Here is a 25,342-nt window from a genome sequence, read left to right as displayed (position 1 = left end):
CTCGCGCCTTGTCTTCAGATTTTCCGAACCTCAACCGCGTCGCCGCCGCTTCCGCCCGTCACCGCCGCGTCTCCGCTTCGGTGAGGCGGTATTTACGGAGACCAAGCAAAACCCGCAAGAGGGAAAATGACAGGAAGATGACGATTCTTTGGAAGCCGCCATCTTCTCGTTTCATTTCATATACTTAAACGGCTCCGCTGGTCATGCCGGCCGGGTCGTGGGTCACATTTCCCCCTGCGATCGTCAGGGCGATTCCGGTCCGGCCCAGCGAATCCGGGGGAATCGTCTCGATATCGCCGTCGATCAGCACCAGGTCGGCCGCGAATCTGGGCGCGAGCCTTCCCGTCAGGCCTTCCATATGCGCGGCGCGGGCGCCTCCGGCGGTATAGGCGCGCAGCGCCTCCATCAGCCCGACCCGCTCATCCGCCGCGCCCGCGAATGGCACCCGGGTCAGCGCGGCCTGGAGTCCCCGCATCACGCTGACATCCGTCACCGGCCAGTCGGAGGCAAAGGCCAGCGGCGCGCCATGGTCGGCGAGCGTCTTGCACAGATAGGCGTCCTGCCAGCGGTGGCGGTGGAAGACATGGTCCATCGTCGACATCGGGAAATCCATCGCGCCCGGAGGATGCGGCGGCTGCACGCTGGCGGTGATCCCCAGCGCGCCCAGACGCGGCACGTCGGCGCGGTCGATCAGTTCGATATGCTCGATCCGGTGCCGGCTGTCGCGCTTGCCATTCGCCTTCTGCGCCGCCTCATAGCCGTCGATCGTCTGCCGCACCGCGCCGTCGCCGATGGCATGGACGGCGATCTGCAAGCCGCGACGGTCGATCTCGACACAGATCTCGTCGAACCGCTCCGGCGGGAACAGCGGCGCGCCCCGGTCCTGCGTCCCTGGATAATCCTGCAGCATATAGGCGGTGCGGCTGTCGACCACGCCGTCCATGAACATCTTGACGAAACCGCTCGTCACCCAGTCGCCCCGGAACTCCGCCGCCATGGCGCTGGCGCGCTCCAGCTCGGACAGCTCCATATGCGGCTTGAAGTGGAAGGGCACCTTGACCCTTGCCGTCAGCCGCCCCTCCGCCTCCAGCTCCTGCAACAGGACACAGGTGTAGCGGTTGCCGTCCATGTTCACCATGCTGGTGATCCCGTGCATCGCGCAATGCGCCAGGCCCGCCACCACCTTCTCCTTGTCCTTCGCGCGCTGCGCCGCGTCGGGCCAGGGCTCGGGCTCGCCGCCCGTGGCGATGCCCAGTTGCAGATGCAGGTCGCCGGTCAGCGCCAGCACCGGGCTGAAGGCCTCGAACTCCAGCAGCTCGCCCGTCGCGGTGCCGTCCGCGCCCATCACCACCACATGGCCCTGGGGCATTTCGGCCCCATGCAGGATCCCCGCCGCCTGCAGCGCCGCGGTATTGGCCCAGACCGTATGGTGGTCCGGCGACATCATCGCGATGGGCCGGTCCGCGATCACCCGGTCCAGGTCGTGCCGCGTCACCGGATGCTCCAGGATCTCATAGGCCGCGCCCTGCGCCATCAGCAGCGGCAGGCCGGGGTTCTTCGCCGCATGGGCCCGGAAGAGGCGCGCCAGTTCGTCGAAGCCCTGCACCCCGCCCAGCTGCAACTGCGTCAACTCGTTGCCGCCCAGCACCAGGTGCAGGTGGCTTTCGACGAACCCCGGCAAGAGCGTCCGTCCCCCGGCATCGACCACCCGCGTCGAGGGCCCGGCCAGCGCCTCCACCTCGGCCCGGCTTCCGACCGCAAGGATGCGGCCCCCGGCAAGGGCCACCGCCTCGGCGCGCGGGCGGTCCTCGTCCATCGTCAGGACCCTTGAATTGGTAATGATCATTTCCGCCATAGTCATCTTCCGTCTCCAGATATCCCGGGGGTCGGGGTGCCGGCCCCAGCGCCTCGCCACCCGCCCCGCCATGGGTTCGGCCCGGCAAGGCACGGCCGGTCAAGGCCCGAAACGGGCCGAAGGAACGCATCCGTCACCGCAGGCTCCCCGATTCACGCCCGCATCTGATCATCCCCGACCCCGCCTGTCAGGCCGCAAAGCGACATCGGGCCGGGGGAAACCCGCCGCCCGGCCAAGGCGACCCTTGACCGGCCTGCCGCGATTCCCCCTTATCGGGACAACCGTCCAAGGAATACGAAATGTTCTCCAAGACCGCCGACCCGACCTCCGCCCCCGCCCAACCCCGCAACCAGGGCCCGGGGGGCAATACCGGACGCTCGGTCCTCGGCGCCGATCTGCGCATCACCGGCGAGATCACCACCACCGGCTCGGTCGAGGTCCTGGGCGAGATCGACGGCAACATCACCGCCAACGGCCTGATCGTCGGGCATGAGGGGCGGGTGACCGGCTCGGTCACCGCCCAGACGGTCGAGGTGCGCGGCAAGCTTGACGGCAAGGTCACCTGCGACAGCTTCACCCTCCGCGCCTCGGCCGAGGTCAAGGCCGACATCACCACCGGCGGCATCATCATCGAAAGCGGCGCCCAGATCGAGGGCCGCTTCCTCAAGGCCAAGGGCTAGCGGACCGGCGGGATCGAATAGGTCAGGCTCGCCCGGGCAACCGGCTCGGCCTGGCCCTCGCTGCGCACCAGCACATCGCCGACCGCCAGACTGCGCCCCAGCTTCAGCAGCCGCGCCTCGCCCAGAAGATCGCGCCCGGCCACCGGCTTGCGCATGAAGTCGATGGAAGAATTCGTCGTCACCGCCAGCGCCACCGGCCCGATCCGGCTGAGGATCGCCAGATACATCGCCACATCGGCCAGGGCAAAGATCGACGGGCCGCTGACCGTACCGCCCGGCCGCAGGTGCCGCTCGGACACCTTCAGCCGCAGCACCAGCCCCTCGGGCCCCACCCGCTCCACCGCGAAATCCTGCGCCACCTGGCCGAATTCGCGCTTCAGAAAGCCGGTCAGCCCCGCTTCATCCAGTCGAAGCTCCATCATCCCCTCTCCTCTCCGGCCCGGAAACGCAGCAGCAGCGCCGCGATTGTCCAGCCGGTCAAAGCCATCGCCAGGCAGGCGGCATAGACGGCGACCGGCCCGCCCGCGACCAGCATCCAGGCCCCCAGCGCCGGGGCGACCGCGCTCGCCAGGATCGGCGACATCGCCACCGCGCCCGAGATCGCGCCGAATCCCTCGCGCCCCAGGATTTCGGCGATCAGCACCGGCCGCAGGATCGACATCAGCCCCGCCCCCGCCCCCTGCGCCAGCGCAAAGCCGAAGACCAGCGCCGGCGCCAGCCCCGCCAGCCACAGCACCGCGCTTGCCGCGACCACGCCGCCCAGCGCGATCAGCATGGCGCGGGCATTGCCGACCCGCGCCTCGCCCAGCATGAACAGAAGCCGCCCCGCCACCTGCGACGGCCCGATGCAGGCCGCCGCCATCGCCGGACCCGCCCCCCGGTCGGCGAACAACTCCAGCACATAGGTGATCAGAACGCCATGGTTCAGCCAGATCAGCCCGAAACAGGCCACCAGCGCCCAGAAGGCCGGCCGCCGCAGCGCCACCGCCAGCACGCCGGGCGGGGCGGGGACGGGGGCGACCCCCGCCCGCTCGCGCCGCCGCAGGCTCTGCACCGCCCAAAGATTGCAGGGCATCGCCAGCAGCGTGACGCCGACAAAGACCGCAAGCCCGCCCAGCCGCTCGCCGACCCAGTGGCCCAGCGGAAAGGCCAGCGTCCCGGCAAAGCCCGCGACCAGAGTGACCCTGGTGATCGCCGCCCGCGCGCCGCCGCCCAGCCTGCGGGTCAGGAAGGCGAAACAGGTCTCGTACAGGCAGCCCGCCTGCGCCACCCCGACCAGCGCCCATGCGGCCAGCCAGACCGCCGGACTTCCCGCCAGCGCCATCCCCGCGACGCCAAGGCTTGCCAGCACCGGCCCCCAGACCAGCATCTCGCCGCCGAACCCCCGGTCCACCAGCCGCCCGGTGACCACCGTCAGGCTCGCCATGATCAGGAAGGCCAGCGAGGGGCCCAGCGCCAGCGTGGCCTTGGACCAGCCCGTCGCCGCCTCAAGATCGGGCAGAAGCGCCGGGAAGGCGTAGTAGGACCCGGCGTAGACAAGCGTCTGGCCCAGCGCCAGCAGCCAGACCGCCGCTCCGCCTCCCTCGGCGCGACCCCTGCCCTGCGCCCCTGATCCCGCCGTAGCCAAAGCTTAACAAATCCCTGATGCCCACGAGCAAGCCATTGGGATCATTGGATCCCACGCCTCTGTCCACTGTGGACAGCCGGGCATCACAGCCGGTAGATCTCGCCGAACTTGGCCTCGAGGTAGTCCAGCAGCGGCCCCTCCGAAGGCTCGAACCCGCAGGCCCGCCGCACCACCTCGCGCGGCTCGTGAAGCCCGCCGTGCCGCTGCAGCCGCTCCCGCAGCCACCCCGTCGCCGCGCCGACATCGCCGGCCGCCATCATCCCGTCCAGCCCCCGCACCTCGGCCCGGAGCGCCTTCACCAGACAGCCCGCATAGACGTTCCCCAGCGAATAGGTCGGGAAGTAGCCGAAAAGCCCGCAGGACCAGTGCACGTCCTGCAGCATCCCGTTCGACGGCCGGTCCACCGCCACGCCGAAATCGGCCCGGAACCGCGCGTTCCATGCCGCTTCCAGATCGGCCACGTCCAGCTCGCCCCTGATGAGCGCCCGTTCCAGGTCGAACCGCATCATCACATGCAGGTTGTAGTGCACCTCGTCGGCCTCGGTGCGGATATAGCCCGGATGCACCCGGTTGACCGCCCGATAGAACCCGTCCGCATCGGCGATCCCGAAGTCGCCGAAGATTTCCCGCATCCGGCCGAACAACCAGCCGGTAAAGGCCCGGCTTCGCCCCAGCTGGTTCTCGTAGGACCGGCTCTGGCTCTCATGCACCCCCATCGACACGCCCTGCCCGATGGGCGTCAGCGTGTAGGCGGGGTCTATTCCCTGCTCATAGGCCGCGTGGCCGACCTCGTGGATCGTCGAATAGAAGCAGTTGAACGGATCGGTTTCGGAAACCCGCGTCGTGATCCGCACGTCCTGGCCAGAGCCCGAGCTGAACGGATGCACCGCCAGATCCATCCGCCCGCGCGACCAGTCATAGCCGAAGACCGTCGCCAGCTCGCGGCCCAACGCCAGCTGGTCGTCCTGGCCGAACCGGCCCACCAACCCCTGCGGAGCCTCGGCCCCCAGAACCTTCTCCCGCAAGGCCACCAGACGCGCCCGCATCGCGTCGAACATCGCCGCGATGGCCGCCCCTGTCATGCCCGGCTCGTAATCGTCGACCAGCACGTCATAGGGATCGCCGCCGGCCGCCAGCGCCGCGCCTTCCTCGCGCTTCAGTTCCACGACCTTGCGCAGGGTCGGCAGGAAACCCGCCACATCCTCGCGTCCCCGGCACTCGGCCCAGATCCCCTGCGCCAGCGAGGTGACGCGGGCGATCTCCTCGGCCAGCCGCGCCGGCACCTTCATCGTCCGGTCATAGGATCGCCGGATCTGCCGCAACTGGGCCGCGCCCACCGCATCCGGCGCCACGGCCTCGGCCAGCCAGCCGGCAATCCGCGGGTCGGTCCGCCGCGCATGCAGCACCGCTTCCAGCGCCCCGATCTCCTCGGCCCGCTGCCCGGCGGCGCCCTCGGGCATCACCGTCTCCTGGTCCCACCCAAGCCGCCCCGCGACCTGGGCCAGCGCCTCGGTCTGGCGCTGGAACGCCATCAGTTCGTCGAACACGCTCATGCCGTGCCCTCCCGGATCGATCCCGCCACGGGATACTGCGCCAGATGCCGTGCCCGCAGGATCAGCACCCAGAGGAGCACCGCCCCGATCTGATGCGTGATCGCGACATGCGGCTGCGCCACGGTCAACACCGTCGCGATGCCCAGGCCCATCTGCACCAGCAGCATCGCCAGCATCTGATGGAACGCCCTCCGCGTCGCCTGATGGCTGGACTTGCGCCCGCGCAGCCAGACCACGATGCCGAAGGCCAGCAAGAGATAGCCCGACATGCGGTGGATGAACTGCACCAGGCCCGGGTTCTCGAAGAAGGCATGCCACATCGGCAGCGTTCCCCCCTGCCCGTCCGGCACATAGAAGGCATCCGCCGGGAAAAACTCGCCATTCATCAGCGGCCAGGTCGGAAAGGCCCGGCCCGCGTCGATCCCGGCCACCAATGCGCCCAGCAGGATCTGCAGGAAGGCGAAATGCATCAGCCCGGTGGAAAGGCCGGACAGCCTTGCCTCCCGCCCGCGCCGCGCGGTCATCAGCGCCGCCTCGGACCGCCCCAGCAGGAAGACATACCAGGCGATGAAGCCCAGGATCACGAAGGCCAGCCCCAGATGCGTCGCCAGCCGGTAGCTCGCCACGTCCAGCATGGCCCCCGTCAGGCCCGAGGAGACCATCCACCAGCCGATCGCCCCCTGAGCGCCCCCGAGCGCCCCCAGCAGGAACAAGCGCCCGGTCCAGCCCCGCGGGATCTGCCGTGCCAGCGCAAATCCCAGGAAACCCACCAGCCAGACCAGGCCGATCAACCGGCCAAGCTGACGATGCCCCCATTCCCACCAGTAGATGGTCTTGAACTCCTCAAGACTCATCCCCTTGTTCTGCAACTGGTATTCGGGGATCGCCTGGTATTTCTCGAATTCCGCCTGCCAGCCCGCCTCGTCCATCGGCGGCAGCGCACCCGTCACCGGCTTCCATTCCGTGATCGACAGGCCCGAATCCGTCAGGCGGGTAAGACCGCCGACCGCGATCATCGCCGCGACCAGCAGGAACAACGCGACCAGCCAGACCCGGATTCCGCGCCGCGCGCCCCTGGATCGCGCGTCGATTCCCCCCCCGACCGGAGGCGCCGGGACCGCGTGCCCCTCGCCCACCTCTTCGAAAATGCTGCGCTTTCCGGTCATGGCTCACCTGTTCATTGCGCCCGGACAGTATGCCTGCCCCAGATGGCCTTCAAGACCCCGCCATATGGAGCCTTGCGCATTGCAAGGTAAGGCGGGCAAGGATGCCCACCCTACGGCTGCGCCTCAGCCCAGCGGGGCGAGCAGGGATTTCAGCGCGGAGAGCGGGTCCTCGGCCGACCAGATCTCCTCGCCCACCGCGAAGAAGTCGGTCACCGGCCCGAAGCGGGCGACGAGTTCGGCGGTCAGCGCGCCCTCGGCGATGACCGGGACCTCGATCACCTCGGACCACCATTCGAAGAGGTCGAAGGGCGCCTGGCTGCCGTCGCCGAGCGCCGTGGCCCCGATCGGCCCGAAGGCGACGTAATCCGCCCCGGCCTCTCCCGCCGTCATCCCGTCATGCTTGCTGCTGCCGCAGAAGGCCCCGACGATGGCATCGGCCCCCAGATCCTTGCGGGCACTGCGGACATGGCGCGAGCCGTCGGTCAGGTGGACGCCGTCAAGACCCAGCCTCTCGGCCAGGATCAGGTGGTTGTCGATCACCACCGCCACGTCGCGGGCATGGGCCGCCTCGCGCGCGGCATCGGCGGCGCGCATCAGGATGTCCTCGTCCCTTGTGCCGAGCGAGAGGCGCAGGCAGGCGATTTCGGCCCCGTCGAGGACCCGGCCGATCCGGTCGGCGAAAGTGTCGGGATCGAAGGCGGGGGGCGTGATCAGCGTGATCTGCGGGCGGTCGTCAGCGGCCATTCCTGGGGCTCCGGTCTTGCTCTGGCGGCCGGTCTAGCAGCCTTTCGCCGGCTTGGCGAGGGCGGGGCCTTGCTTGCCAGGGGGCCGGGGGTGGCCTATCTGGCGGCAAGGTTCCCGCGAAAGGTGGCGCATGCTCCCCCCTCATACCCTTCCCCCGGTCTTCATCCTGGTCCGGCCCCAGATGGGCGAGAACATCGGCGCGGCGGCGCGGGCGATGCTGAACTTCGGGCTGGAGCGCATGCGGGTCGTGGGGCCGCGCGACGGCTGGCCCAATCCGAAGGCGGTGGCGATGGCCTCGGGCGCGGGGCGGGTGCTGGACCATGCCGGGCATTTCGCCGACCTGGCCGGGGCGGTCGCGGACTGCGACTTCGTCTTCGCCACCACCGCGCGGGGGCGGGAGCTGGTGAAGGAGATCGTCACCCCCGAGCGGGCGATGGAGATGGCCCGCGCGATGGGCGCCGAGGGCAAGCGGGTCGGCGTCCTGTTCGGGCCCGAGCGGGCGGGGCTGGAGAACGAGGACATCATCCGCGCCAATGCGATCGTGACGGTGCCGGTCAACCCGGAGTTCCCCTCGCTGAACCTTGCCCAGTGCGTCCTTCTCCTGGGCTACGAATGGCAGCGGCAGGGGGCGGGGGTTCCAGCCTCGGTGATGGAGCTGGCCCGGACGGAGTTCGCCAATCGCGAGGAAGTGGAACGGCTGGCCGACCACTTCGAGGAGCGGCTGGCGGCGGCGGGGTTCTTCTTCCCCGAGACCAAGGTCGAGGGGATGAAGGCGAACCTGCGGAACATGTGGGGGCGGCTGGGGCTGACCCGGGCCGAGGTGCAGACCTTCCACGGCATGCTGCGGCAGATCGCCTGGAAGCTGAAGAACCAGGGGGAGTGACGGGGCTGTCCACAGTGGACAGTTTTTTCGGTCCTTTGGTTTCAATGGCTTGCTTGCGGACATTCAGGGTTTCTTAATCCAGCAGTCCGGCGCTTTCGGCAGGCGTCGAACCGGGGTCTTCCACCCCCGGCCCCCCGAGGGCTATTCGCACGGGAATGAAGGGCACGGGCAGGCGCGGGATTGCCAAGGCGGCTTGGCAAGGGTTGGCCTTCCGCGCAGGCGGCGGCTATCATCGGGCGATAACAAGAGCAGCGAGCGGGCGGGCACATGCGACAGGCGATCGTTTCGGCGGCATCTTCACGGCGCTGGATGCTGATGGCGGGGACGGCGGCGCTTCTGTCGGCCTGCATCTCCTCGGGGCGGTCGGGCGGCGGAGGGTATCGCGCGCCGGACCCGGCGCCGCGGGCGGTGCCGAACGCGGGCTGGGATGCCTGGGTGGCGGGGTTCAAGGGCCGGGCGGCCGCGCGGGGGATCTCTCCGGGCGTCGTCGACGCGGCCTTCCGGGGCGCGGGGTTCCTGCCGGAGGTGATCGAGAAGGACCGCAACCAGACCGAATTCAAGCGCAGCCTGGAGGATTACCTGAACATCGCCGCCTCGGACGAGCGGGTCAGCCTGGGCCGCCAGAAATTTGCGCAATATGGCGGGGTGCTGTCGGCCATCGAGAACCGTTACGGCGTCGAGGGCCATGTCGTCGCGGCGGTCTGGGGGCTGGAGAGCTTTTTCGGCACAAGACGCGGCAACGTCCCGGTGATCAGCGCCCTGTCCACCCTGGCTTACGAGGGCCGGCGGGGGGAGTTCTTCGAGGGTCAGCTTGTCGCGGCGCTGAAGATCCTGCAGGCGGGGGATATCTCGGCGGCAGGCATGACGGGAAGCTGGGCGGGGGCGATGGGGCATACCCAGTTCATCCCGACCTCTTACCTTGCCTATGCGGTGGATTTCACCGGCGACGGGCGGCGCGACATCTGGAGCGAGGATCCCTCGGATGCGCTGGCCTCGACGGCGGCCTATCTGGCGCGGTCGGGCTGGACGCAGGGACTGCCCTGGGGGATGGAGGTCGTGCTGCCGGCGGGCTTCGATCCGGGGCTGCTGGGGCGGGGCAAGGGACGTTCGGCCGCGGACTGGGAGGCGCGGGGCGTGCGCTCGGCGGATGGGCGGGCGCTGGCGGGCGGCTCGATCATCGCCGGGGGCGGGCCGTATTTCCTGCTGACGCAGAACTTTGCGACGATCCTGCGCTACAACAACGCGCAGAATTACGCGATCGGGGTCGGGCATCTGTCGGACCGGCTGCTGGGGCGGGACGGCGTGCGCGCCGCGTTCGGGCCGGATGCCAGCGGGATGACCAAGGCGGACCGGCAGGAGTTGCAGCGCCTGCTGACGGCGCGGGGGTTCGACACCGGCGGCACGGACGGGGTGATCGGCGCGAAGACGACGGCGGCGATCGGGGCCTATGAGGCCAGCATGGGCCTGCCGGTGACGGGCGCGCCCTCGCTGGAGCTGTTGCGCCGGTTGCGCTGAGGCGCAGTATCGCCCAGCCTACTCGACCGCCCGGACATGCGCGGTGCGGATCACGCGCTCGCAGTGCTGGGCGAGGACCTTGCGGTTCTCGAAGGCATCCACCGGCACCTCGGGGTGGAAGATCACCTCTACCCTTCCCTGGCGCGGGGTGGCCAGCACCTGCAGGAGGTGGCTGGCGAAATCCATGTCCCCCCACCAGCCGTAGTGCCGCCGGTCCGCGCCCTCGGGCGCGTGGAGGATCACGGTCACCGGCTGGATATGCATCGAGCGCACCAGGGCGGGCTCGAAAAAGGCCTGGAAGAGCGTGCTCTTGAACGGCAGCACCCGGATCGCATCGGTGCTGGTGCCCTCGGGAAAGAACAGGAGCCGGTGCCCGGCATGAAGCCGCGCCTCGAAGACCTCTTGCTGCCGCTTCGCCTCGACCCCCTTGCGCGCGATGAACACCGTCCCCGTCGCCCGGGCAAGCCAGCCGATGCCCGGCCAGGCGGCGACCTCGGCCTTGGCGACGAAATAGACCTGTTGCACCGCGTTCAGCACGAAGATGTCCAGCCAGCCGGCATGGTTCGCCACGATCGCGCCCGGCGCCGTCATCGGCCGCCCCTGCACCACCAGCGGCAGGCCAAACGCCCGGAGCGCGAAGCGGCAGACGCCCTGCGTGATCCGGGGCGTGACCGGCCGCGCCTGGCCGAAAAGCGGCCATTCCATCAGCCGCACCAGCAACAGGACCAGAAGCCCGCCATAGGTCGCCAGGCTGACCAGCCCGCCACGCCAGGCCACGCGGAGCCAGCCCAGGGGTCCGATTCGCTGGCGCGGCGGCGGGACGTCCTGCCAGCCGCTCACGCCTGGCCCTTCTTGCGGATGTAGAAATCGCGGTGCCGGGCCGACATCTGGCCGGTATCCATCACCAGGCAGACATCGGTGGTGTTGAAGGGCCGGTCCACCCAGGCCCCGTCGCCGACAAAGCCGCCCAGCCGCAGATAGGCCTTGATCAGCGCCGGGATCGCCGCCATCGCCGTCTTGCGGTCCAGCCCTTCCGCCGGGACCAGGTCCATTTCCATCCGCTCGGGCGGCAGGGCGCGGACCCTCATCCCGGGCGGCGCGAGGTGGTGGTGGTAAAGCCAGGACAACGGCCCGGCAAGCGCCACCGGATCGGTGCCGTGGAAGCTTGCCACCCCGAACAGGACCTCGATCCCGCGTTCCAGCACATAATCCGCCAGCCCGTTCCACAGATGGAACATCGCCGTCCCGCCCCGGTGGTCGGCATGAACGCAGGAACGGCCGAGTTCCAGCAGCCGCCGCCCCGAGGCCAAAAGCGGCCCCAGATCGTATTCGGATTCCGAGTAGAACCGCCCCGTCTGTGCCCTCCGGTCGCCGGGCAGCACGCGATAGGCCCCGATCACATGCGCAAGGCTTGCCGGATCGACTCGCCGGTCCACCAGCACCAGATGGTCGAACCAGGGGTCAAGCTCGTCCCGCTCCAGCCGGGCCGCGTGATCGACCAGCGGGCCATCGCCGCCCAGTTCGGCCACGAAAACCTCATAGCGCAGGCGCTGCGCCGCCGTCAGATCCTGTGGCGTGGTCGCGATCCGCACGAGGTAGGGAGAGTCTTCGGCTGTCATCTCTGGTCGCTTCAGGCTCGGGCCCGTCTGACTTAGCCAGCCCCCCGCCGCAATGCAACCACTTGCGGTCCGGGCGGAAAGGCTGAACAATTCACGGTTGAGATGTCCCGGTCTGTTCGCCTATAGGCAGATCAACCCGTTACAGGAACCAGTGCGATGTGTCTCAGGTCGATCACCACCTTGCCGGCATGTTCGAAGTTCACGGTGATCCGCGCGCCCACCACCGACTGGACCTGACCCAGGCCCCAATCCGCCTGCTCCGGGTGGCGCACCAGCATCCCTGGCTCCAGGAACGACCGCATCCCTTATTCCTCACTGGACATCCGATGACCGACCGACCCGATCTTGCCGCCCTGATCGCCTCGCGCATCTGCCATGACCTTATCAGCCCGATCGGCGCCATAGGCAACGGGGTCGAGCTTCTGACGATGGAGCCCGGCGGCCAGCGGCCCGAGATCGCGCTGATCTCGGAAAGCGTGGCCAATGCCAACGCCCGGATCCGGTTCTTCCGCATCAGCTTTGGCGCGGCCTCCGGCGGCCAGCGGATCGCGCGGTCCGAGGTCCTGTCGGTGCTGACCGACCTCACCCGCGGCGGCCGGGTAAGCTATGCCTGGACCTCGGCCTCGGACCTGTCGCGGCGCGAGGTGCGGCTGGTGTTCCTGCTCTTGCAATGCCTGGAAAGCGCACTGCCCTTTGGCGGCAAGGTGCAGGTCGACCAGGGCGATTCCGGCTGGACCATCCTGGCCGAGGCCGCGCGGCTGAAGCTTGACCCGGCGCTTTGGCAGGCACTGGACCGGCCGGCCGCGCCCGACGGCATCGGGGCGAACCACGTCCATTTCGCGCTGGTCGCGGATGAGGTGGCGCGCCAGAACCGCCGCCTTGCGGTCGAGATCGGAGAGACCTCGATCCGGCTTACGTTCTGATCGCCCCGTCGCCGGTCACCAGATACTTGAAGCTGCACAGCTGCTCGGCCCCCACGGGCCCACGGGCATGCATCTTGCCAGTCGCGATGCCGATTTCCGCGCCCATGCCGAACTCGCCGCCATCGGCGAACTGGGTGGAGGCGTTGCGCATCAGGATCGCGCTGTCGAGCCGCCGGAAGAAGCATTCGGCGGTGGCGTCGTTTTCGGTCAGGATCGCCTCGGTATGCTGGCTGCCGTATTTCCGGATGTGGTCGATGGCCTCGTCCACCCCGTCAACCAGCTTGGCCGCAATGATCATGTCCATGAATTCGCGCCCGAAATCATCGGGTTGCGCGCGCTTGGTGCCGGGGACCTTCAGAAGCTCGCCCTCGGTGCGGACCTCGACGCCTGCTTTCAGCAGATCCTCGATCAGCACGGGCCCGTGCCGGGTGTAGAACTGCCAGTCGATCAGCAGGCATTCCGCCGCGCCGCAGATGCCGGTGCGGCGGGTCTTGGCGTTCAGGACGACGCGGCGGGCCTTCTCCAGATCCGCATCGCGGTCGGCGTAGACATGGCAGATGCCTTCGAGATGGGCAAAGACCGGCACCCGCGCCTCGCGCTGGACAAGGCCGACAAGGCCCTTGCCGCCCCGGGGAACGATGACGTCGATGTATTGCGTGGCCTGGAGCATGGCCGTCACCATCTCGCGGTCGCGGGTCGGGATGAACTGGATCGCGGTCTCGGGCAGGTTCGCGGAGTTGAGGCCGTCGACCATGCAGGAATGGATCGCCTCGGAGGTCTCGTAGCTTTCGGACCCGCCGCGCAGGATCACCGCATTGCCGGATTTCAGGCAGAGCGCGCCGGCATCGGCGGTGACGTTGGGGCGGGATTCGTAGATCACGCCGACCACGCCAAGGGGGGTCGCGACGCGCTGGATGTGCAGGCCGTTCGGCCGGTCCCATTCCGCCAGGATGCGGCCGACGGGGTCCTTCTGCTCGGCAATCACGCGCAGGGCATCGACGATCCCGCGCAGGCGGTTGTCGTCAAGCTTCAGCCGGTCGAGCATCGCCGGGGTCAGGCCCTTCTGCGCGCCGGCGTCGAGGTCGAGCGTGTTGGCGTCGAGGATTTCCTGCCGCCGTCGCCAGACCGCATCGGCGGCGGAGATGAGGGCGGCGGCCTTGCGTTCCGAGGAGGCGCAGGCCAACTCTGCCGCCGCCGCGCGGGCCTTGCGGCCGATCTCGGTCATCAGGTCGGTGAACTGGCCGTCCATGTCTCGCTCCGTTTCCGTCCCGGGGCCAAAATTCTTGAGCAAGAATTTTGACAAATTCCTTACTTAAGGAATTTGGGTCCCCTAGACCACCATATCGTCCCTGTGCACCAGCGCCGCGCGGCCCTGATAGCCAAGGATCGCCTCGATCTCGCCGGACCGATGCCCGGCGATCTTGCGGGCCTCTGTCGAAGTATAGCGCACCAGGCCCTTGCCGAGAACCACGCCCTCGGGCGACAGGATCGCCACCGGCTCGCCCCTGCCGAAACTGCCCGTCACCCTGGTCACGCCCGCCGGGAGCAGGCTTTTCCCGGCGCGGAGCGCAGTGACGGCGCCGGCGTCCAGCACCAGTTCGCCCTTCGGCTTCATCGCGTTGATCCAGCGTTTCCGCGCGACGTGGGGATCGGCGGAGGGGACGAACCACGTCCTTGTCGCCCCTTCGGCCAGCGCCTTGAGCGGCCGCAGGGTGGAGCCCTCCATGATCGCCATGGCGCAGCCGCCCGCGACGGCGGTCTTGGCGGCGAGGAGCTTGGTCTTCATGCCCCCCTTGGAGAGGCCGGAAATCGGATCGCCCGCCATCGCCTCGATCTCGGGCGTGATCGTCTCCACCACGTCGAAGCGGGTGGCGGCGGGGTCTTCCTTGGGGTTGGCGGTGTAGAAGCCGTCGACGTCACTGAGCAGGACCAGCTGGTCCGCCCCCGCCGTCACCGCGATCTGGGCGGCGAGGCGGTCGTTGTCGCCGAAGCGGATTTCATCCGTCGCCACCGTGTCGTTTTCGTTCACGATCGGCACGACGCCAAGGCCAAGCAGCGTCTCCATCGTCGCGCGGCTGTTCAGGTAGCGGCGGCGGTCCTCCGTATCCTCCAGCGTCACCAGCACCTGCGCGGTGGTGATGCCATGCGGGGCAAGGACCTCCTCATAGGCGCGGGCGAGGCGGATCTGCCCCACCGCCGCCGCCGCCTGGCTCTGTTCCAGGGTCAGGACGCCATCCGGCAGGTCCAGCACCTTGCGACCCAGCGCGATCGAACCGGAGGAGACCAGCACCACATCCGTGCCCCGCGTCTTTGCCTCGGCGACGTCCAGCGCCAGCGCCGAGAGCCAGTTCTGCTTCAGTCCGGTGCGGCGGTCGACCAGCAGCGCCGAGCCGATCTTGACCACCAGCCGCTTCGCCGCCCGGACATCGGGCGCGGAAAGGGTCAGGGCTGCCATGCGCCGTGCTCCTCCTCGGGCTCCTCGGTCTTGATCGTGGCGTAAAGCGCGCGCAGCACCTCGGGCAGGCCCTTGCCGGAGACGCCCGAGATCACATGCACCGGCCCTCCCGAGGCTTTCTCCAGCGCGCGGCGCCGGTCGCTGATCTGTTTCGCATCCATGGCATCGGTCTTGTTCAGCGCCAGGATCCGGGGCTTGTCGCCAAGGAGGTCGGAATAGGCCTCAAGCTCGGTCACGATGGTGCGGTAGTCCCTGGTGATCGTGGCGGAGGTGCCGTCGACGAGATGCAGAAGGACCTTGCAACGCTCGACATGCGCCAGGAACTGGGTGCCGAGGCCGCGCCCCTCGGACGCGCCCTCGATCAGGCCGGGGATGTCGGCCATGACGAATTCATGCCCGTCGATGCCGACGACGCCGAGGTTCGGGACCAGAGTCGTGAAGGGATAGTCCGCGATCTTCGGCCGGGCGTTCGAGACGGCGGCGAGGAAGGTCGACTTGCCGGCGTTCGGCAGGCCGACGAGGCCCGCATCGGCGATCAGCTTCAACCGCAGCCAGATGGTGCGCTCGATGCCTTCCTGGCCGGGATTCGCGCGGGCGGGGGCGCGGTTGGTACTGGATTTGAACCGCAGGTTGCCCCAGCCGCCGTTGCCGCCCTCGGCCAGGCAGACGCGCTGGCCGGGCTCGGTCAGGTCGGCCAGCACGGTTTCCTCGTCCTCGTCCAGGATCTCGGTGCCGAGCGGGACCTTGAGCACGATGTCGTCGCCCGACTTGCCGGTCTTCTGGTTGCCCATGCCGGGCTGGCCGGACTTGGCGAAGAAATGCTGCTGGTAGCGGTAGTCGATCAGGGTATTCAGCCCCTCGACCGCCTCGGCCCAGACGCTACCGCCGTGGCCGCCGTCGCCGCCGTCGGGACCGCCGAATTCGATGAACTTCTCGCGCCGGAACGAGACGCAGCCGGCCCCGCCGCCGCCCGAGCGGATGTAGACTTTGGCGAGGTCGAGGAACTTCATGGGCCGGGCTTTCGGGAGGGGGTCAAGGGTGAGGGGATACAGGAAGCGGGGGCGATGCTCAAGCGAGCTTGGGGCGGGGGGGCCTGTCCACGGTGGTCGGAATCGGAAAGTCACACAAGGTCAAGGGGTTGCTTTTGGACGTCAGGGACTTGTCAACTCTTGGTCCCAGGCCGGAAAGGGTCGCTCTACGGAGGCGGCAAGGGGAGTTCGGACAGGGGATCGCCGGCGTCGATGAAAAGCCTGCCGCCGGGCACCAGAGCAGCAGCGATGCGCGGCAGGGCGAGTGCGCCGGCCGCGGAGTGGCGACCGTCAAGCGCGCCGACGCGGAGGGCGAAGGCGAAGTCGAAGGGCGCCTCGTCCGGCAAAAGCGCGAACGCCTCGGCCGGGACGGTGCGGAAGGCGAGCGTGCCTGCGGCGATCTCGTCCGCGCTGCCGCGTTGCGCCTGGGCGATGGCCGTGGCGGAGCGATCGATCCCCAGGACGAAACCGGAAGGTCCGACGATCCGGGCCACCTCGCGCGCGGCGACACCGGGGCCGCAGCCGATTTCCAGGACGCGCAATCCCGGCCGCAGCGGCAATGCCGCCACGGCGCGGGCAATGCGGTCAGAGACCCCGGCCATGGTCCAGCTTGCGGATATAGGTCCAGGTCGGGACCGTCTTTTCGCGCGCGACCGAGAAGCTTTCCGCATCGCCGAGATACTGGAAGCCCGCATTGGTGAGGACCCGGGCCGAACCCGGATTGTCCTGGAAGGCCTCGGCGAACATGGTGGAGTTCTTTTGCGGATTCGCCGCCACCAGCGCCTGCACCGCAGCCGAGGCGATGCCGTGGTTCCAGAAGGCGGGCGCGACCCAGAAGGCGACCTCGGACTGGTTGCGGTCCATCTTCTTGAGACTGATCACGCCCAGAACCTCGGGCAGGTCCGAGATCGTGCCATCCATCACCCAGATGTCCTCGTCCGTGCCGGGGGCCATCGCCCGGGCACAGAAGGCCTCGGCCGCGCCGGGGGGAAGAGGGTGCGGGATGCCCTGGGTCGCCTCGGCCACGCGCCTGTCGCCCGCGTAAAGCGCGAACAGCCCGGCGTCGGACTTGCGCACCGGGCGCAGCGTGAAATGTTCGGTCGGAATTTCGACCGGAGCGGCGAACTTCTCCAGGATCATGGCTCCCCTCCTTTGAAGCACATGTGGGGATTGCAGACTGGCCCTGCAATCGCCCGATTCTTTGACCGTTTCGCGCCGGATTGACGGCAGTTTGCGCCAGGCCCGGCGAGACCCCGGAAACGGACGGGGGGACCGACCCTTCGGCCGATCCCCCCTTTTACAATCCGATTGTAAAGGTTCGGCTTACTCGGCTGCCTCCGCGACCGGGAGAACCGAAATGAAGGTGCGGCCCTTGAGGCCCTTCTTGAAGGTCACGCGGCCTTCGACCGTCGCGAAGATGGTATGGTCGGTGCCCATGCCAACGCCTTCGCCCGGGAACCACTGGGTCCCGCGCTGACGGCAGATGATGTTGCCGGGAATGGCGATCTGGCCGCCGAACAGTTTCACGCCAAGGCGACGACCGGCCGAGTCGCGGCCGTTGCGGGTAGAACCGCCTGCTTTCTTCTGTGCCATGGGGGCTTACTCCTGCGCTGCAGCGGCCTTGGCGGCGCGCTTCGGTTTCTCGGCCTTGGCGGCACCCGGCGCTTCATGCGCGGCGACGCGGGCGGCGGCGGTGCCGGTGGCGGCCTTGACGCCGGTCTTGTCGGCGCCGGTGGCGAGGACCTCGGTCACGCGGACCAGCGTCAGGTGCTGGCGATGGCCCTTGGTGCGCTGCGACGAGTGCTTCCGGCGGCGCTTGACATAGTGGATGGTCTTTTCGCCCTTGATCTGGTCGATGACCTCGGCCTGGACGGCCGCGCCGGCAACCAGCGGCGCACCAACGGTGGTGTCGACCATCAGGATGTCGTTGAACTGGATCTTTTCACCAGCGACGGCATCAAGCTTTTCCACGCGCAGAACGTCGCCCGCCTGCACCTTGTACTGCTTTCCGCCGGTCTTGAGGACCGCAAACATGGGTCTTTCCTTTTCTTGCTCCGCGCCCTGCGGCCCCCTTCACGGGTGTTGCCGGGTTTCCCCGCCTCGGACAGCGCGCCCTTTCGGGCGTCATGAATGAATAGGCCCGGCGAGAGTCGCCACTCGCCGGGATGCGCGCTTATGCGTCGAACCCCGGTGGCTGTCAAGCGCGCCCGTCAGATGTCGCGGCCCTGCATCGCCACCCCGGCCGCCCGGCCCAGCTCGTAGGAGACCCGGTTGAACACCTCGTCGAAGGCCAGGAACAGCGCGGCGTTCAGCCGCTCGCCCGCGGGGCTTTCCATGAAGTCGGCATAGCTGGCCAGTTCGGCCTCGGTCAGGGGCGCATAGGCGAGCCCGAGATAGGCCTGCAGCCAAGCGGTCGTGTCGGCGCGGATCATCTCCTCCTGCGCCCAGACCTGGGCCATCAGCTCGTCCTGCGGCAGCGATCCGCCATCGCCCGAGGTCTCGGCCAGGCCGGTAAGGAAGGCAAGGTTGCCCGAGAGGCCGCCGGCCACGTTCATCTCGATCAGGTCGCCCGCGGCGATGAACCGCTGCAGGAGCTTGACCCTGGGGTCGCGGTCGGCGGCGCGGGTTTCGGCGGCGACGCGGGCGGCTTCCTCCTGCGCCTCGTCCAGGAAGGCGCGGCGGGCATCGATCTCGAGCGCCACGACCTTGCGGCCAAGCTCGCTGGCGAAGAAGGCGTCGATCTCGGCCAGGGTCGCGGCCTCGGTCCCGAGTTCGCGCTGCAGCACGGCTTCGAAATCGGCACGCAGGCGCGGCAGGTCGTAGATCCGGCCCACCCGTTCGCGCCAGCGCGGGCCGCCGCCATCGGGGAACATCCCGGCCTCGAGATCCTCGCCATGGGCCAGCCCCTCGTCGCGCAGGACGGCAAGGAGGTCGTCCAGCCGCAGCGCCTCGGCCAGGGCGGGGACCGAGGCTTCGGCCGCCGGGGCCTCCTCGGCCAGCGCGGGCAGGACCAGGGGCGGGGTCAGGGCCAGCAGCGCGGCGAGGACGAGAATGGGCAGCGGCATCGGGGATCCTTGAACATTGCGGCGGCCGGAGAAGCGCCTGGAGCAGAGGTAGAGCCTGCCGCCCCCCTTGCCAAGCGCCGCGCCCGCAAAGTGCCGTGATCGGCGGAGGAGCGCGAATTGCCCCTTGCGCATCGCCCCGCGCACCGCTATCCAGCCGCCACATAGACGACCCCTGAAGCGCGGAGAGGTGACGGAGTGGTCGATCGTGGCGGTCTCGAAAACCGTTGTAGGTTTGCGCCTACCGTGGGTTCGAATCCCACCCTCTCCGCCACTTGCCCCTGCGAAAGCGTTCTCCCGATCCGGTTGCGGCCGGATTTTTTCGTTGTTTTCGAGGGTTATGCGCGAGGGGCTGAACACTACACTTGCAGCCAGGTGGCCCGGAAGCGGTCTCTCAGGGCCGATATTCTCCGGACCTCATGACTGCGGCAATTTGGTGAACAGCTTGCAAGCTTCAGAAACTGTGGAGCTTTTTCGAGTCAATGGCTGAGCACTTCGACGCCAGGGGCGTTGGGCAGACGGGACCGGGATCGAACACGCAAGAGCCGATATCCTGCGTTCTGGGATGCATGCCAACAGAGCGACGCTCTGACTGCGGCACAAATGCTATGTGCTCCAATCCTCATGCGCCAGGGGCTCCGCGTTGAGCTCGTCACGAACGATCCGCCAATGCGGAAGCATCCGGTCCAGAAGGGCCACGAACTGCTCTGTGTGGTTGCGCTCAAAAAAATGGGCCAGCTCATGGACGATCACGTATTCGAGACACTGCGGCGGCTTCTTGATCAGTTCGAGGTTCAACCAGACTCGACGTGCTTCGATATTGCAGGTGCCCCATTTGGTCTTCATCCGCTTGATGCCCCAGTTCGGCGTTGTGATACCGTATTCCGCCGCCCAGCGCTCCATTAGGGGTCGCGCTCGCGCACGAAGCTCTCGCCGGTACCAATTGAGGAACACCCGTTCTCGAATGGCCAGATCACTGTCATCGCGCACATGGAGATCGATTGTCTTGCTGTTGCGAATCCGAACCTGCCCAGCCCTGGCTCCCCCGATCAGGTTCAGTCGATACCGTTGGCCCAGGAAGAAGTGGGTTTCACCTGATATATAGCGTCGCTCGGACTGGCGCGGCTGCGCCGCAAACTTGGCCTGCTGGCGCTTGATCCAGGCAAGGCGGGTGACAACAGCGAGCCGCACGGCCTCGTCGCCCATCTCTAGCGGCGCTGCAACACGGACCCGTCCGTGTGGCGGGTAGACCCCAAGGTGCAAGTTCTTGATCGGCTTGCGAACCACCTCCACCTCGAAGCCTCCCACGGACAGCTGGGCGGCGTCAGTACTCATCCTGACTCCACACCAGTTCAAAGATCACGTCGAGCTGCCCAGGGTCAGCTATGTGCTTCTTGATCGCGTTCCGCACCTCCTTTTCCTTGAACTTGTTGCCCCGCCACGAGTCCTTTTTGGTGAGGCGAATTTCTTCGTCGATCGCCAAAGCCAGGGCCTCGTCTCCATCAAGATTATCGAAAAGCGCGCGCTTCGCCTTCGAATTCAGCGCGGCTGGATACGAGGCGGCCGTTTCGGCGCCTTGCGCTTTCTTCGTGAGATCGACAATTTGCGCGAGGTATTCTTGATAACTCAGTGCGTCCCGCTTGCGCTGCTCGATCAGGGCATCCAGGAGTTCGGACATCTTCTCATAGTATTTCGGATTGATCGGCGTCTCGTCGATGATCAGCTTCCGGACGTTGTTCTCGATCGTCTCCGCCACGGCTTCTGTGCTCTGACGAATGGCCTGGGGCAAGGCGTTGACCGCATCCGTCCCCCTCTCAACGATAAGCTGGATCAGCGAAACATCGTCAAAGGCCGAGATCACTTCGCTTTCTTCGGCGCGGATATAGGTGTCGATCAGGTGCCGCATCGCCGGCTCGTACATCTTCAGATCGATATAGTCACCGCTCGACAGCTTCACCTCATTCCGCACCTTCTCGAAGTGATCGACATCCGCCTTGATACTGGCGACCTCGACCTCGGAGTAGCCGGCCTCGCTCATCTCGTTTGCCACATCGGCGTAGGCGCGCAACAACGAGGCCACCAGCCGATAGAGGGTTAGCCGCTTCGGCTCATTCTCCTTCAGCGCCTCCTTGTCGGCCGTGTCCTTTGCACAGAAGAAGCGCTGGTAGGCGAGGGTATCGTGAGGCGGCTCGACCGGTTCACAGAGAGCCCGGACAGCTTCCAAGGCCTCGTCCAGCTTATCGCGCGCCTTTTCAAGCCGATCCGAAAGCAGGCCCGCTACATCCGCCTTGTCATAACCATCGAAGACCTCGGCCGTGTAGTCCTTGATCGAGGTCTCAAGGCTCTTGAAGAGGTCCTTGTAGTCGATGATGTAGCCGTATTCCTTGTCGTCTCCGTCCAGCCGGTTCACCCGGCAGATCGCCTGGAACAGGCCGTGGTCCTGCATCTTCTTGTCGATGTAGAGATACGTGGCCGAGGGGGCGTCAAAGCCGGTCAGCAGCTTGTCCACGACGATCAGCAGTTTCATCTGCCCTGGCTCATCGATGAACTTCCGCTTCGCCTCCTTCTCGAATGCCTCGGGCTCCTTGCCCCCCAACATCTTGTTGTAGATATCGTATTGTCGCAGGCGTTCCGTCAGCCCCTCGCCGCTTTCCTCGCCCTTTATGTCGTTCGGCGACGGTTTGTAGGAGGTGACGATCGCGCACTTGCCCGCCAGATCGGTCTTGTCGAACAGCTCAAAGAACTTGCACGCCTGATAGATGCTCGACGACACGAGCATGGCGTTGCCGCGGCCGCTTTGAAGCCGGTCCCGGGTCTCCATGTCCATCAGGATATCGGCCACGATCTTTTCCAGCCGCGACTGGCTGGACAGCACCTTCTGTAACGTGCCCCAGCGCTTCTTCAGCTGTGCCTTGGCCATATCGGTCAGGCCCTTGGTCTTGGCCTCGAACCATTTGTCGATCTTCGCCTGCGACGTGATGTTTTGATCGATATCCCGGGCCTCATAGCGCAGGTCAAGGACCACACCGTCCGACACCGCCTCGTCGAACTTGTAGGTATGGATATATGGGCCGAACACTTCGAGGCTGGTCTGCTTGTCAGCCTTCAGCAGCGGCGTTCCGGTGAAGCCAATGAACATCGCGCTGGGCAGAATCGCCTTCATCGCCTTGTGCAGATCGCCGCTCTGCGTGCGGTGGCACTCGTCAACGAAGACGAAGATGTCGCCCTTGGCCCGGAAATCCTTGGGCAGCGCGCTCTTCAAATCCTCGACGTAACCTTCGACATCCGCGTCGCTGTCCTCCTTGCCGCCAAACTTGTGGATCAGCGAGCACAGCAGCCATGGGTTCGTGTCGTTCAGCCGGGCGATCAGATCGGCGCCGGATTTCGTGCGCAGAATTTCCTCGTTGACCCCGTTGAAGACCTTCTCGATCTGCTCGTCCAACTCAGTGCGATCGGTGATCACCACCACCCGGCTGTCAGGCACGTTCTCGCGTATCCATTTGGCCAGCCATACCATCGTCAAGCTCTTGCCCGACCCTTGCGTGTGCCAGATGATCCCGCCTTCGCGTCGGCGGATGTGGTCCTGCGCGGCGCGCACACCGAAATACTGGTTGTGGCGGCAGGTCTTCTTCACGCCGGCGTCGAACACCAGAAAATCGTGGATCAGTTCAAGGAACCGTGGCTTGGCACACATCTGGACCAGCGCGCGGTCCAGGGGGTTTTCCGGCCCGCCTTCCTCTTTCCATGTTAGCCAGTACTTCTCGGGCGTCTCGATGACGCCATAGCGCAGCCCCTCGGTGTCGTTCCCCGCCATGATCAGCTGGATGGTGGTGAAGAACGGCTGGATGAATACCGGTTTCTGGTTGTCGAGGCTCTGCCGGATGCCTTGGGACACCGATACGGTCGAGCGCTTAAGTTCCAGCACGCCCAGCGCGATCCCGTTGACATAAATCACCACGTCCGGGCGCTTGCCGAAGGATTTGTCGCCCGCGGGCTTCACCGCGACCTCTTCGGCGATAGCGAAATGGTTGGCCTCAGGCTTCGCCCAATCGATCAGCCAGACAGTGCGGGTCTGGTCGCCCACATCGGCCTTCACCTTCACCCCGTAGCGCAGCAGGTCATAGACCGCGCGATTGGTGTCGTAGAGGCTGCGAGACTGGTCGCTGGCCACCTTCGTCAGCTGCTGGATCGCGCGGGTGATCAGTTCGGGGGGATAACCCTGCCTTTCCAGGAAGGGGCGCAGATACTCGTCCTCAATGTTGCGGTTCGGGCGACCGATCTTGTCGGCGCGATCGATCCAGTTGCCGAGGTAGTCATAGCCCAGTGCGTTCCGAAACAGGTCGACAACACGTTTCTGGGTTCTTCTCTCGATCTGGCCAACGGTGCTCATCGTGAACTATGCCTCAACAAAAACGCGGCGCGGCGCCCAGATCCAGCCTTCCGATGCCGGGGTGTCATCGGTCGGGGGTTCAAGGCGCTCGCGGTTCAAATGGAAGTCTCTGGCGATGCGGGCGCAGGCCTCGGCGTCATGGATGTCTGCTTCGCGGCCGGTCTTCGGGATCGGTTCAGTTCCAACCTGCGGCCCGAGGCGGGCGCGGCAGAGCGACGGATAGGTTTCGATCACGGTCAGATGCGCGCCATCTGTCCAGATGCCGGTAGACAGGCGTTGTGGGGCAAAGCGGGCGACCACGTGCATCGCCTTCGTCGCCTGGCTGCCGATCATGTCCTTGATCGCCGACAGCGGCGTCACCCCTTCGGCCACCAGCCGCCGCTCTGTGTGCCGGAAAAGATAGGGGTTCGCTGCCGACCGACCGATCTGATCGACCGGGGTGCCATCCGCGATCATGCGGGCGAAGGCCTCGGGGAAACCGAGTGGCGCGTCGATGGCGAGCGTGGCACGCCAGGACTGGTCGGGCTTGTCCAGCTTGCAGAGCGCGAGCAGCGCGGCGAGGAAGTCTGCGGGCGTGGTTGCGCTGTTGATCGTCTCGCGCAGATTTCCGCGCCATGGCTGGCCGAGGCTCTGGCCCGCGTGATCCAGCACGACCAGCGCGTCGCGGCTGTTCTGGTTCTTGTCACAGTTCCAGCCACCGACATCCCAGCCGATGAACAGACGCTCGTGATGGTCGCTGTTCACCATTCAGCGCCTCACGAATTCATCAAGTCGACCGCGGCAACGATCTTGGAAATCTGCAGCGATGCCGATGTCCTCTCAGGGCCGACTGCGAAAACGAAGTCAGCCGGATAGTCCTTCGGCAACCAGTCGAGTTCATCGTTTTCCGCCAGCTCGACGTCGATCCATCGCCCATCGTCTGAAAGTGCCGTAATCCGCTTGATCACGACCATCTGTCCGGCCTCTGTCAGCAGCCCGAAGGTCCAATGATCGGTCATCATTCTGGATGTGTACCAGGCTGGCAGAACCTCAGCGGCCGCGCCCGCGTCGGTGAGCATGGCGATCTTCTTCTTCGTGTTCTGCCACTCCCGCCAAGAGAAGTAGGCGGCCGCCCAGCCGGAGAGACCTCCGAAGACAACCAGCGCATCAACGGCCCACCCGAAGCTCATACCAGCCGGACCTTTCCGGTCAGCAGGTTCTGCATCATGCCCTGCTTTATGGCCCGGGCCTTGTCGGCTTCCGCGTCAAGGGACGACAGTTCTGCGTCCATGTCGAAAATGACCTCGGCGATAGCAGTCTGCTCGGCCTTGAGCGGCAAATTATGCGTGGAGCCCATCAGCGCTCCGATTCCAAGGAATGGCTGCGCAGTGACTGAGGTGGCCAGTGACCAGTCATACTGAGTAAGCAGCAGGTGGACGAACCGCGGATCAGCTTCCGAAGGCAACGCCCTGATCGCAGCGGCATTGTTGTTGACCCAACAACCGCCAGGCATGAATCGCGGGCGACCGACAGTGCCTACTCGTCCAATCACAGTGATCGCGAACGGGAAGTTAGCCGTATCGTGCTCACCCATAGCTGCGCCAGCGCCCTGCACGGCGACCGTTCCGGGTCGGTAGGCTGGTTTCGCGAGGTAGGTTCCAGAAAGAAACTGAGCGAATTCCCCCAGCCGCTTAACGGCGCAGTCGCCCGAGAAGCCCGGCAGGCGGGTTTTGCCAGTTAGGGTCAGGACTCGTTCTCGGATCATAGCCAGAACATGACGGTTGCGGCGAGTGCGACGGCGGAGAGGAAGACTTTTGGGCATCTATCGTAGCGGGTCGCGACCCTGCGCCAGTCCTTCAGACG

At 66.8% G+C, this 25,342-nt stretch carries 26 protein-coding genes, 1 tRNA gene and 1 pseudogene; 5 read left to right on the top strand and 23 right to left on the bottom strand.

Translation table 11 applies throughout. From position 1 onward, the window contains the following. Positions 1-184 precede the first annotated feature (184 nt). Positions 185-1,855 carry an amidohydrolase gene (locus ACE3UA_RS16970; protein ID WP_374647244.1) on the bottom strand — a complete coding sequence of 557 codons (1,671 nt, stop codon included), beginning with the start codon at positions 1,853-1,855 and terminating at the stop codon, positions 185-187. 299 nt (positions 1,856-2,154) lie between these two features. Here ACE3UA_RS16970 and ACE3UA_RS16965 point away from each other — a divergent pair, with 299 nt between their 5' ends. Continuing rightward, a complete protein-coding gene (locus ACE3UA_RS16965; protein ID WP_374647240.1) occupies positions 2,155-2,535 on the top strand; it encodes a polymer-forming cytoskeletal protein in 381 nt (126 codons plus the stop codon). Here ACE3UA_RS16965 and ACE3UA_RS16960 read toward each other — a convergent pair. From ACE3UA_RS16960 to ACE3UA_RS16940, 5 genes are all read right to left on the bottom strand, one after another. Further along, the gene (locus ACE3UA_RS16960) at positions 2,532-2,954 is read right to left on the bottom strand and encodes a PaaI family thioesterase (protein WP_374647242.1); all 423 of its coding nucleotides are present in this window, start codon (positions 2,952-2,954) and stop codon (positions 2,532-2,534) included. The two genes, ACE3UA_RS16965 and ACE3UA_RS16960, sit on opposite strands and share 4 nt — an antisense overlap. Further along, the gene (locus tag ACE3UA_RS16955; protein WP_374647238.1) at positions 2,954-4,162 is read right to left on the bottom strand and encodes an MFS transporter; all 1,209 of its coding nucleotides are present in this window, start codon (positions 4,160-4,162) and stop codon (positions 2,954-2,956) included. Before ACE3UA_RS16955 ends, ACE3UA_RS16960 begins: the two co-directional genes overlap by 1 nt. Positions 4,163-4,245: 83 nt before the next feature. Further along, positions 4,246-5,715, bottom strand: a complete 1,470-nt coding sequence (locus tag ACE3UA_RS16950; RefSeq protein WP_374647236.1) for a carboxypeptidase M32 — start codon at positions 5,713-5,715, stop codon at positions 4,246-4,248. Beyond that, on the bottom strand, positions 5,712-6,881 hold the full coding sequence (gene ctaA, locus ACE3UA_RS16945; protein ID WP_374647234.1) for a heme A synthase: 1,170 nt from the start codon (positions 6,879-6,881) through the stop codon (positions 5,712-5,714). Before ctaA ends, ACE3UA_RS16950 begins: the two co-directional genes overlap by 4 nt. A gap of 123 nt (positions 6,882-7,004) precedes the next feature. After that, on the bottom strand, positions 7,005-7,625 hold the full coding sequence (locus ACE3UA_RS16940; protein WP_374647232.1) for a thiamine phosphate synthase: 621 nt from the start codon (positions 7,623-7,625) through the stop codon (positions 7,005-7,007). 130 nt (positions 7,626-7,755) lie between these two features. On the opposite strand from ACE3UA_RS16940, the gene ACE3UA_RS16935 reads away from it, so the two are divergent. Together ACE3UA_RS16935 and ACE3UA_RS16930 are read left to right on the top strand one after the other, a co-directional pair. Further along, a complete protein-coding gene (locus ACE3UA_RS16935; RefSeq protein WP_374647230.1) occupies positions 7,756-8,508 on the top strand; it encodes an RNA methyltransferase in 753 nt (250 codons plus the stop codon). A 267-nt stretch (positions 8,509-8,775) separates the two neighbouring features. Then, the gene (locus ACE3UA_RS16930; RefSeq protein WP_374647228.1) at positions 8,776-10,023 is read left to right on the top strand and encodes a lytic murein transglycosylase; all 1,248 of its coding nucleotides are present in this window, start codon (positions 8,776-8,778) and stop codon (positions 10,021-10,023) included. Positions 10,024-10,041: 18 nt separating this feature from the next. Here ACE3UA_RS16930 and ACE3UA_RS16925 read toward each other — a convergent pair whose 3' ends face one another. The 3 genes from ACE3UA_RS16925 to ACE3UA_RS16915 all read right to left on the bottom strand — a co-directional run bounded on the left by ACE3UA_RS16925 (position 10,042) and on the right by ACE3UA_RS16915 (position 11,944). After that, entirely contained in the window at positions 10,042-10,863 is an 822-nt protein-coding gene (locus ACE3UA_RS16925) for a lysophospholipid acyltransferase family protein (RefSeq protein WP_374647226.1), read from the bottom strand. Next, positions 10,860-11,642 carry a GNAT family N-acetyltransferase gene (locus tag ACE3UA_RS16920; RefSeq protein WP_374647224.1) on the bottom strand — a complete coding sequence of 261 codons (783 nt, stop codon included), beginning with the start codon at positions 11,640-11,642 and terminating at the stop codon, positions 10,860-10,862. The genes ACE3UA_RS16925 and ACE3UA_RS16920 overlap by 4 nt, the downstream gene beginning before the upstream one ends. 131 nt (positions 11,643-11,773) lie before the next feature. Then, a complete protein-coding gene (locus tag ACE3UA_RS16915) occupies positions 11,774-11,944 on the bottom strand; it encodes a DUF3553 domain-containing protein (RefSeq protein ID WP_374647222.1) in 171 nt (56 codons plus the stop codon). A gap of 24 nt (positions 11,945-11,968) precedes the next feature. Here ACE3UA_RS16915 and ACE3UA_RS16910 point away from each other — a divergent pair, with 24 nt between their 5' ends. After that, complete coding sequence (locus tag ACE3UA_RS16910) at positions 11,969-12,565, top strand: histidine phosphotransferase family protein (RefSeq protein ID WP_374647220.1); 597 nt, start codon at positions 11,969-11,971, stop codon at positions 12,563-12,565. Here the strand turns inward: ACE3UA_RS16910 and ACE3UA_RS16905 are convergent. The 8 genes from ACE3UA_RS16905 to ACE3UA_RS16870 form a co-directional block, all read right to left on the bottom strand. Continuing rightward, positions 12,555-13,814 carry a glutamate-5-semialdehyde dehydrogenase gene (locus ACE3UA_RS16905; RefSeq protein ID WP_374647218.1) on the bottom strand — a complete coding sequence of 420 codons (1,260 nt, stop codon included), beginning with the start codon at positions 13,812-13,814 and terminating at the stop codon, positions 12,555-12,557. The two genes, ACE3UA_RS16910 and ACE3UA_RS16905, sit on opposite strands and share 11 nt — an antisense overlap. A gap of 81 nt (positions 13,815-13,895) precedes the next feature. Further along, entirely contained in the window at positions 13,896-15,020 is a 1,125-nt protein-coding gene (gene proB, locus ACE3UA_RS16900) for a glutamate 5-kinase (protein WP_374647216.1), read from the bottom strand. Next, complete coding sequence (obgE, locus tag ACE3UA_RS16895; RefSeq protein ID WP_374647213.1) at positions 15,008-16,030, bottom strand: GTPase ObgE; 1,023 nt, start codon at positions 16,028-16,030, stop codon at positions 15,008-15,010. Before obgE ends, proB begins: the two co-directional genes overlap by 13 nt. A 185-nt stretch (positions 16,031-16,215) precedes the next feature. Beyond that, positions 16,216-16,650, bottom strand: a complete 435-nt coding sequence (locus ACE3UA_RS16890; RefSeq protein WP_374647211.1) for a cyclopropane-fatty-acyl-phospholipid synthase family protein — start codon at positions 16,648-16,650, stop codon at positions 16,216-16,218. Continuing rightward, positions 16,634-17,188, bottom strand: coding sequence for a GNAT family N-acetyltransferase (locus tag ACE3UA_RS16885; protein WP_374647209.1), 555 nt, complete (start codon positions 17,186-17,188; stop codon positions 16,634-16,636). Before ACE3UA_RS16885 ends, ACE3UA_RS16890 begins: the two co-directional genes overlap by 17 nt. 183 nt (positions 17,189-17,371) lie before the next feature. Then, complete coding sequence (gene rpmA, locus ACE3UA_RS16880; RefSeq protein ID WP_374647207.1) at positions 17,372-17,641, bottom strand: 50S ribosomal protein L27; 270 nt, start codon at positions 17,639-17,641, stop codon at positions 17,372-17,374. Positions 17,642-17,647: 6 nt separating this feature from the next. Continuing rightward, a complete protein-coding gene (rplU, locus tag ACE3UA_RS16875; RefSeq protein ID WP_374647205.1) occupies positions 17,648-18,082 on the bottom strand; it encodes a 50S ribosomal protein L21 in 435 nt (144 codons plus the stop codon). A gap of 176 nt (positions 18,083-18,258) precedes the next feature. Beyond that, positions 18,259-19,113 carry a DUF2059 domain-containing protein gene (locus ACE3UA_RS16870; protein ID WP_374647203.1) on the bottom strand — a complete coding sequence of 285 codons (855 nt, stop codon included), beginning with the start codon at positions 19,111-19,113 and terminating at the stop codon, positions 18,259-18,261. 181 nt (positions 19,114-19,294) lie between these two features. On the opposite strand from ACE3UA_RS16870, the gene ACE3UA_RS16865 reads away from it, so the two are divergent. Continuing rightward, a tRNA-Ser gene (locus ACE3UA_RS16865) sits at positions 19,295-19,384 on the top strand. A gap of 332 nt (positions 19,385-19,716) precedes the next feature. Here ACE3UA_RS16865 and ACE3UA_RS16860 read toward each other — a convergent pair. The 6 genes and pseudogenes from ACE3UA_RS16860 to ACE3UA_RS16835 all read right to left on the bottom strand — a co-directional run. Continuing rightward, a complete protein-coding gene (locus ACE3UA_RS16860) occupies positions 19,717-20,445 on the bottom strand; it encodes a M48 family metallopeptidase (RefSeq protein ID WP_374647201.1) in 729 nt (242 codons plus the stop codon). Next, entirely contained in the window at positions 20,435-23,500 is a 3,066-nt protein-coding gene (locus tag ACE3UA_RS16855) for a type I restriction endonuclease subunit R (RefSeq protein WP_374647199.1), read from the bottom strand. The genes ACE3UA_RS16860 and ACE3UA_RS16855 overlap by 11 nt, the downstream gene beginning before the upstream one ends. Positions 23,501-23,506: 6 nt before the next feature. Then, entirely contained in the window at positions 23,507-24,247 is a 741-nt protein-coding gene (locus ACE3UA_RS16850) for a hypothetical protein (protein WP_374647197.1), read from the bottom strand. Positions 24,248-24,255: 8 nt separating this feature from the next. Further along, positions 24,256-24,669: a hypothetical protein gene (locus tag ACE3UA_RS16845; RefSeq protein WP_374647196.1), complete on the bottom strand. Its 414-nt coding sequence runs from the start codon at positions 24,667-24,669 to the stop codon at positions 24,256-24,258. Beyond that, positions 24,666-25,244, bottom strand: coding sequence for a restriction endonuclease subunit S (locus tag ACE3UA_RS16840; protein WP_374647194.1), 579 nt, complete (start codon positions 25,242-25,244; stop codon positions 24,666-24,668). Before ACE3UA_RS16840 ends, ACE3UA_RS16845 begins: the two co-directional genes overlap by 4 nt. Next, positions 25,241-25,342, bottom strand: a pseudogene (locus ACE3UA_RS16835) (IS5/IS1182 family transposase); the annotation flags it as partial. The pseudogene ACE3UA_RS16835 and the gene ACE3UA_RS16840, both read right to left, overlap by 4 nt.

The organism is Tabrizicola sp., assembly GCF_041919135.1.
Classification (GTDB): Bacteria; Pseudomonadota; Alphaproteobacteria; order Rhodobacterales; family Rhodobacteraceae; genus Tabrizicola.
This window is presented reverse-complemented; position numbering and strand designations above follow the sequence as displayed.